Here is a 4,357-nt window from a genome sequence, read left to right as displayed (position 1 = left end):
CCCGCCATTGCACCCGGTCCTCCCACGTCCACGGCAGCTCGCACAGGTCGGACCACATTCTTCACCGCTGGGGCCCGGGTGCGGCGAGACGGTCGCGGCGCGCTGCCGCCGGGTGCCGGCCGTGGGGTGTTCGTGCAGCTCATCACGGCTCCGTGCAGCTCACGACTGATGGTGGAACGGGGAACGGACGAGCTCCGTCGCCTCGGCGTCCAACGGCGGCAGCTGGTCGCGAGCGACATCCATGACCCGGTAGGCCAGCAGACTTACATACTCCGCGAAGGCGGCGGGATGGCGCATCAAATCCAGGACTGGAAGGTTGTCATATTGACGACCAAGCTCCATATGCGCGATGTGGAGTTCATGGGCCGCCTCGGGTACCTCGGCGTCCCGCCGCAGCCAGGGCACGGGAATGATCCCGGACGGCGGGTTCCCGCCCGGCTTGGTCGCCCGGCGGATACGTTCCTGAAAGACGCCGAACTCCCGGCCGCACCAGTCGCTCTCGAAGTAGTCGTCGCACCACAGCGCGACCAGCACCGGAGCCGTGCGCACCGCGTCGCGCAGCGAGGTCGGCCAGTGCTCCCCGCCGCCCAGCCGGTCGGCGTCGAAGAATCCCGTCGGCCGGATCCGGCGCCTGACCTTGCGGCGCAGCTCCAGCTCGAGCTCCCGATGGAAGATGGCCACGCGATCCCGGTCGTCGCGGTGCGCGTGGCTGGTGAAGAAGTAGTAGGTCGGGGCGCCCGACGGCCCGTGGCTGGGCGGGGGCGAGGAGGGCGGTCCAGGCAGCTCGAGCGGTGGCCAGGAGGCGAACTGGTGCGCGGGCACCGGTGATGACACGCCGAGCAGCGCCGAGCCCGCGCCGCTCCAGTGGGATCGCAGCTCGGCCACCAAGCGCCGGAAGTCCACGACAGACCGGTCGTCGCGCGGCGCGACCAGGTCGAGGGCCTGCACCAGGGCGTCGAGCATGCCGGGATCGGGCTGGCCGACCGCCTCGCTGACCAGCGTGGTCAGGCGGACCGCGACGACCGGGGAGGTCAGCGCGACCGTGCGACCGAGGATCCGCGCCAGCTCGTCGAACCAGTGGTCGAAACCGGCCAGGTCGGCGATGTACTCCACCCGCATCAGGGCCGCGACGAGCTCGTCGACCTCCCGGGGGGCCAGCCGTGCTTGTTGATCACAGGAATCGATGGTGCCTGCGCCGCGTCGCACCCCACCGGGTCACGTACCTCGTCTGCGACCATGACGGTGGCGGCCCCGGCGGAGCCCACGGACACGGCGGGGGTCCGGAATCACGCATCGCCCGGGCCCGGGACGACTGGTCACCGCCGGTGGCGTCCCGGACGGCCGGCGTCGGCCGCAACGCCGCCATCTCCAGCAGGCGCCGACACAGTTCCGGCGTCACGACCGCCTCGCGGATCAGGTACCCGGCGATCTCCGCGAGCAGGGCGGGCCGGTGTCCGACCAGCTCCCCCAGCTGGGCTGCGGTGGCCGGGTCGACCATCGGCGCCGCGCTGGTGAGCAGCATGACCGACTCGCGACGACGCAACGGCCCGATGGGCATCGTCCGGTCCCGCCAGGCGTCCACGGTGCGGTCGGCGATGATGATCACATGCGCCTCGCCGTCGGGCAGGAACTCCGCCACCTCATCCGGACTGCCCACACCCGCGAAGATGACCAACCACCCCGCGCTGGGCTCCGGCCCGGCGCCGGCCGCGCCCGGGGCGGGGCCGGTAAGTCCGGTGCGGACCCGCTCGTAGAGCTCGCCGATCTGCCCGGGGACGGCGGTGGTCGTCGAGCAGTCCACCCACCACGAGACGTCGTAGCGCAGCTTGAACCGATGCTGGTACTCGCCAGCGAGCTCGGTCTCCCCGATGTCGGACTGGTCGCCCTCCGGCACCAGCACCACCCGCCGATGCCGGGCCAGACCGTCCCAGATGCGTTCCAGCTCGTCGTCGCGACCGGCGAACAGCTCGTTCTCCCGGCGGCTGCGCCACACCGGGGGCGCATCGCCGGGCCGGCGACCGGGCCGGGCATAGGCGTTCATCGCCGGGCTCCCGCCTGTATCCCCGCCAGCAGTCCGTCGACCGCGGTCGGCTCGAACCGGCTCAGGTCCAGCTTCGGCAGCGTCCGCAGCGGCTCGGGTAACGGTTCGCGGTCGATGACCGCCCGGATGACCTGATTCTCGAGCGGTCCCGCCAGCCCCAGCCGCTCCCACGCCTCGATCTCGGTCTCGCCAGGGTTCTCCGGGCGGGGCGGCCGGTAGCGCCGCGACAGCAGGGCCACGGTGACATCCGGCCGGCGCGCGGCGATGCGGTCAACCGTCTCGGCCAGCCGCTCACCTCTACTCTGCGCCCATCTGACCTGCACGACCCGGTGGGAGCCGCGGCGCAGCAGGTATTCGAGCCAGTCCGCCCACTCCTGGTCGGCGCCGACGTAGCTGATGGCGACCAAGCGGGAGACCTCCGCCGTCGGAGTCTGCGGCGGCGGTACGTGAGACGCCGCCGGCGGCGTGGTTCGGCAGGAGGTGGTCGTCGGCGTGGGCACGGGGGATGCCGTCCCGATCGAAGCCGCGCGCCGCGCCTCGTCGCCGTCGCCGTGGGTCCGGAAACCGGCTCTCCCGTTCCCGTTCACGTTCCCGTTCACGTTCACGGACCCGGCCAGCGGAAGGAAGGGGGGCATCGCTTCCGGCGGGTCCCCGGACGAGCCGGGGTGGGAGCCGAAGGCCGCGGCGGCGCGGCGCACCGCGAGGTCGAGCACCGGGTCCAGGGTGATTTGCTGGGCCGCGACGATCCGCGCCGCGAACATACGGACGAACCAGTAGTATCCGCCCGCCCCGAGCAGCATCTTGCGCATCATCCAGAGCAGGCCGCGCTGGCGGTAGGTGTCGGGGAGCCCCGCGCTCGCGTCCGCGAGATCCTTCGTCGCGATCGCCGGGACGGGATCCTGCACCGGACGCCACAGCACCCGGATGAAACCATCCTCCAGCCTGGTCGCACCGGCCTTGCTGAAATTTTCGATGCGCGAGTGGAAGACCTCCCACTCGCGCCCGCACCAGGCGTCCCTGAAAAAGGGATCGGAACAGAGCGCCACCATCACGCGGGTTCCACCGGCGCCGGCGGCCAGGGCCAGGTCGGCGTCCATGCCGGGACGCGGGCGGGTGTCCAGGATTCCGCCCACCGCGGAGCCAACCTGAACCCGCAGCTCGTACTCGAGATCAGCGTGAAAGCGCTGCACCCAGCGCCGATCCTCATCTGCCGCATAGGGGACGTAATGAAGTAACAAATACGTGATCGAGAGCATCATCGCAGGTCACAGGCCTGTGGAGGGTTCGAAACGCGCAAGTTATTTCATTTCGACTCCATAGGAGATGAAGAAGTAGTTCTTCATCGGGTACCCTCAAAATCCAGCACCATGCGCCCCCGAACCTACCGTCACCCAGCGGACGGTGGCATCAGACGCTATCAGCCGACCGACGGCATGGCGATAGCCGTCCGCCCGGTTTCCTCAATGATCGTTCAACAACGATCGTCCAACATGGACGTGGCGGGAACAGGCCGGTCCATCGAGTACGTCCCGCGTCCCGCGGACGTCTACCGCCGGTCACCGGATGCCCCGGGCGGAACTTTCTGCTTTCCGTCAGATTTCCGTCGGCGCGTTTTCCCGGCGACCTCCCTCAGCGCACCTCCCAGTGCTCGGGTTCGAGCCGGAGCCAACGATCAATCTCCGCTCGCCACCAGATCCGGGTCCCGCCCCAGGTGGCGGTGCGATTTACCACCGCAGCCGGGCTCGGCGCGGCCGGATCGACCCGGAGCCGATGGTCGACCGCCTGGCGGGTCAGACCCAGCGCCCGAGCGATGTCGCCGGACCCGACAAGCAGCGGTAGTCGATCCACGGTTGCCGACGTTAGCCAATTCGGGCCGGCCGATGCCGCCGGTGGCCGCGGCCGTCCCCGGCCACGATCCCGGAGACTGCGTAACGATGCCGACGCCAATCGGTCGGTGACCATTCCTCCCCAGTAGGCTACCGGTCGTCGGACACCCGTCGCCGCTCGCGACCAGCGGTCTCGACCGGTACCGGTCGGTACTGATCGGTACTGATCGGTACTGATCGGTACTGATCGGTACTGATCGGTACTGATCGGTACTGATCAAGACAGTCTCCTGGATGCGCGCACCAGCGACACACGCATGTGCTTGGGTAGTCACGTATCGCGAACATCATGCTGGCCGGGGCCGCCGGGCCGGAGAGTGTCGTAAACATTCACCTGCTTTAGCGATCTTGCTGTGGGTGACGGTTCACGGGCATGGCTGTGGGCCGCGCCGGGCGGGGTGGTTGGGGTCGGCTGCCGTCAGGTGGGGAC

The 4,357-nt window shown here is 69.7% G+C and carries 4 protein-coding genes; all 4 read right to left on the bottom strand.

What is annotated here, in order from left to right:
- Positions 1–159: 159 nt before the first annotated feature.
- The 4 genes from AC08OU_RS22965 to AC08OU_RS22950 all read right to left on the bottom strand — a co-directional run bounded on the left by AC08OU_RS22965 (position 160) and on the right by AC08OU_RS22950 (position 3,889).
- Positions 160–1,206: a TIR domain-containing protein gene (locus AC08OU_RS22965; protein ID WP_476602303.1), complete on the bottom strand. Its 1,047-nt coding sequence runs from the start codon at positions 1,204–1,206 to the stop codon at positions 160–162.
- On the bottom strand, positions 1,172–2,041 hold the full coding sequence (locus AC08OU_RS22960) for a hypothetical protein (protein ID WP_476602302.1): 870 nt from the start codon (positions 2,039–2,041) through the stop codon (positions 1,172–1,174). The genes AC08OU_RS22965 and AC08OU_RS22960 overlap by 35 nt, the downstream gene beginning before the upstream one ends.
- On the bottom strand, positions 2,038–3,300 hold the full coding sequence (locus AC08OU_RS22955) for a TIR domain-containing protein (protein ID WP_476605776.1): 1,263 nt from the start codon (positions 3,298–3,300) through the stop codon (positions 2,038–2,040). Before AC08OU_RS22955 ends, AC08OU_RS22960 begins: the two co-directional genes overlap by 4 nt.
- Positions 3,301–3,670: 370 nt before the next feature.
- Positions 3,671–3,889, bottom strand: coding sequence for a hypothetical protein (locus tag AC08OU_RS22950; protein WP_462186578.1), 219 nt, complete (start codon positions 3,887–3,889; stop codon positions 3,671–3,673).
- Between the last annotated feature and the right edge of the window lie 468 nt (positions 3,890–4,357).

It is taken from the genome of Frankia sp. CcMO1, assembly GCF_977945845.1.
Note: the sequence above shows the minus strand (reverse complement) of the source record. Positions and strands in the feature narration are given on the sequence as shown.

Bases quoted from the DNA above. Each gene is read 5' to 3' on its own strand.
- AC08OU_RS22960 (WP_476602302.1), bottom strand. From the start codon at position 2,041: ATGAACGCCTATGCCCGGCCCGGTCGCCGGCCCGGCGATGCGCCCCCG.
- AC08OU_RS22955 (WP_476605776.1), bottom strand. From the start codon at position 3,300: ATGATGCTCTCGATCACGTATTTGTTACTTCATTACGTCCCCTATGCG.